The organism is Phenylobacterium sp. (genome assembly GCF_036263695.1).
In the GTDB taxonomy this organism is placed as follows: Bacteria; Pseudomonadota; Alphaproteobacteria; order Caulobacterales; family Caulobacteraceae; genus Phenylobacterium.
The window spans coordinates 1-2,915 of the sequence record NZ_DATAGM010000071.1 but is presented as its reverse complement, the minus strand read 5'-3'; the positions used below and the strand labels follow the sequence as shown (position 1 = coordinate 2,915).

The following is a 2,915-nucleotide window of genomic DNA, read 5'->3' as shown; positions in this document are numbered from 1 at the left end:
TCCTTCCAGCTCGACACCGGCCGGCTGGTCTTCTCTCCCGAGGGGCTGCAGCCGGCGCAGCTGTCGCCGGCGGCGGTGCTGATCGCCTCGCCGGCCGAGGGCGAGGCCCGGTTCGTCGGCGGCTTCACCTGGAGTCCGGGTCGCGAGGGGAGCGGCGGCGTGCTGACCGTCCCGAGGCTCGACTTCCGTGGACCCGTTGGCATGGTCCGCGGGCTATCCACGGAGGTCCAGGTCACCAGCCTGGCCCCGCTCGTCACTGCGCCGGACCAGGTGGCCCGCGCCGAGCGCATCGAGGCCTTCGCGCCGCTCACCGACGTGGTCGCTACCGGCCGCGTCGAAGGCGAGGCGCTGCACCTGGCTTCGGCCAGCGCGACCGCGGGGCGGGGCAAGGTAGATGTCGAGCCGATGACCATCCCGTTCGCCCCCGGGGGAAGCTGGAGCGGAGCGATGCGGCTGGACGACGTTCACCTGGGGGACCTGATCGAGGCCTCGCCGCTGGCCGAGCAGATGGACCTCCAGGCCAAGGTGGACGGGCGCGTGCCCTTCCAGGTGGGGCCGCAGGGCGTGCGGGTCTCGGGCGGGGAGATCCACGCGGTCGAGCCCGGCCGGCTCTCGATCAAGCGCGAGGCGCTGACCAGCGTCGCCGCCGAGGGCGGCGCGCCGGAGGCGGAGCCAAACCTGACTGTCGACTTCGCGTATCAGGCGATGGAGAACCTGGCGTTCTCGCGGCTGGCCGCCGAGATCGACAGCCGGCCGGAGGGGCGCCTGGGCGTCATGTTCTACATCACCGGCGAGCATGATCCGCCCAAGCGTCAGGAGCTGCGGCTCAGCTGGTGGGACCTGATCGGCCAGCGGTTCCTGAACCGCACGCTGCCGCTACCGTCCGGGGTGAAGGTCGACCTGGCCCTCGACATGTCGCTCAACCTCGACCAACTGCTCGCCGATTGGGGCGAGTACCAGAGGCTGACCGGCGGCCACGGCGGCGGTTCAGCCACGGTTCAGCCCGACTCGCTCACTACCGGTTCCGACAGTTCCCCGGGAGGACCACCTTGACGCCTCATCGCCCGGCCTCGCGCCGCTCCATCCTCGCGCTCGGCGGCCTCGCCCTCCTGACCAGCGCCTGCACCCCGACGGTGCGTGTGGAGGTCGCGCCGATCACCATCTATGCGAAGCTGGAGCACGACGTGCGCGTGCGACTTGGCGAGGACGTCAAGGCGCTGATCCAGCAGAACCCGAACCTGTTCTAGGAACATACGGACATGACAAGGCAAAAAGCCTTCGCCGCTATTGCTGGAGCCGCCGCGGCGCTGATGCTCGCGACGACCGCTTCCGGCCAGTCGGCGGCCGACAAGGCCGCGGTCGATGCGGCCAAGGCGCAGGGGATCGTGGGCGAACAGTCGGACGGCTTTCTGGGGTTCGTTAAGGGCGGCGGAGACGGCGCCCTGCGGGCCGCGGTGGCGGCCATCAACGGCGGCCGCGCCCAGGTGTACCGCGAGGCGGCTCAGCGCAACGGGGTCAGCCCGGAAGCGGCCGGGGTCGCCGCCTTCCAGGAGGTGATCCGCAATCGGATCGGCTCGGGCGAGTACTACCGCGACGCCAGCGGGAACTGGGTCCGCAAGTAGGGCTCAGTTGGTGCGGCGCAGGGGCGGGCCGCGGTGGCCGCGCCCCATCCGCTGCGCCTTCACCAGGCTCCAGCCCTCGCAGGTGAGCAGGTAGGCGAAGGGCGGAGGCCGCCAGCCGCGCACCCCGGGTCGCGGTACGGCGCGCTGGAACAGGCCCCGACCGGCCAGGTTCACGCAGACCTGTAAGCGGGCCCGGGCGGCCGGACCCAGAGGATCCTCGCCGTCGCGTACGCAGCTGACCGGTCCGGTCAGCGCCTCCTCCAGAAGCGCCCGCTCGTCGGGGCTCAATCCGATCCGCTCGTCCATAGGCGGGGAACGCAGGCGGGGCCGCTGTGTTGCCTGCACGCCGCGGGCATTTTCGCACGCCTCGACCGGGCGTCGCCCTGGAGCGGCGCGGCCGCCGGTCGCACTCCGATTATGTGATCAATGTTAACCCCTTAGGCCTAGGTTCGAGACTCAGGTACGGGGGGATTGCGTCGCATGGGTGGGCGCGTGGTCGAGAGGCGCTTGCTGGACGGCGGAGCCGAGCTGAGCGCCGAAGCATGCGACCGGGCGGTCCGGCTCGCGGAGGGGCTGGCGCCCGGCGCCACAGCCGAGGTGAGCGGCCCAGGAGCCGCGGCCCCGGAAGGCGGGCTGAGCGTTCCGATACGGCGTGCGGACGGAACCGCCGCCGCGGAGCTTCGCCTTTCCGGCGACCTGCAGATCGACGCCGCGCTTCTCGAACGCCTCCAGGACATCGCCGATTTCCTCGGCTCCGAGCTGGCGCGCGCCGAGGCGCATCGCCGGTGCGAGGAGGCCGAGCGCAAGACCGCCGCCGCCTGGGGCACTCTGGCGGCCGTGGTCGAGGCCGCCCCGATCTCCATGGCCCTCACCGACGCCGACCAGAAGCTGCTGGCTGTCAGTCCGGCGCTCGTCGAGAGCCTCGGGTGGGAAGGGCGCGAGGTGATCGGCCATACCCTCTACGAACTCTCGCCAGTCGTCTTCGAGCACTGGCGCGACAGCTACGTTGCGGTGCTGGCTGGCGCGACGCCGCCAGCGCGGCAGTTCCGCATGCGCGACCGCCACGGCCAGCCGGCCTGGTATGAGGGCCACGCGCGCGCCTGGAAGCTGGCGGACGGCTCCAGCGGCGGCCTGGTCATCGCCTGGCACAACATCACCGAGATGAAGGAGGCGCTGGAGCGCACGGCTCATTCCGAGGAGCGGCTGACGCTGGCGATGGAAATCTCCGACATGCACGTCTGGGAGATGGACTATCAGCGCCAGGAGCTGATCAAGGTCGGCGCCGAAGACACC

The 2,915-nt window shown here is 71.3% G+C and carries 5 protein-coding genes; 4 read left to right on the top strand and 1 reads right to left on the bottom strand.

What is annotated here, in order from left to right:
- The 3 genes from VHK87_RS02725 to VHK87_RS02715 all read left to right on the top strand — a co-directional run.
- Nucleotides 1–1,053: intermembrane phospholipid transport protein YdbH family protein (locus tag VHK87_RS02725; RefSeq protein WP_329633363.1), on the top strand; the 1,053-nt coding region annotated here is incomplete at its 5' end.
- Entirely contained in the window at nt 1,050–1,247 is a 198-nt protein-coding gene (locus VHK87_RS02720) for a YnbE family lipoprotein (RefSeq protein WP_329633362.1), read from the top strand. The genes VHK87_RS02725 and VHK87_RS02720, both read left to right, overlap by 4 nt.
- Nucleotides 1,248–1,310: 63 nt before the next feature.
- Nucleotides 1,311–1,622 carry a YdbL family protein gene (locus VHK87_RS02715; protein WP_329633361.1) on the top strand — a complete coding sequence of 104 codons (312 nt, stop codon included), beginning with the start codon at nt 1,311–1,313 and terminating at the stop codon, nt 1,620–1,622.
- Nucleotides 1,623–1,625: 3 nt separating this feature from the next.
- Here VHK87_RS02715 and VHK87_RS02710 read toward each other — a convergent pair whose 3' ends face one another.
- Nucleotides 1,626–1,928: a hypothetical protein gene (locus VHK87_RS02710; RefSeq protein ID WP_329633360.1), complete on the bottom strand. Its 303-nt coding sequence runs from the start codon at nt 1,926–1,928 to the stop codon at nt 1,626–1,628.
- A 186-nt stretch (nt 1,929–2,114) separates the two neighbouring features.
- Here VHK87_RS02710 and VHK87_RS02705 point away from each other — a divergent pair.
- Nucleotides 2,115–2,915: PAS domain-containing protein (locus VHK87_RS02705; protein WP_329633359.1), on the top strand; the 801-nt coding region annotated here is incomplete at its 3' end.

What these genes read in the sequence shown, in the direction of transcription:
- VHK87_RS02715 (WP_329633361.1), top strand. Translation starts at nt 1,311, where the DNA reads ATGCTCGCGACGACCGCTTCCGGCCAGTCGGCGGCCGACAAGGCCGCG.
- VHK87_RS02710 (WP_329633360.1), bottom strand. Translation starts at nt 1,928, where the DNA reads ATGGACGAGCGGATCGGATTGAGCCCCGACGAGCGGGCGCTTCTGGAG.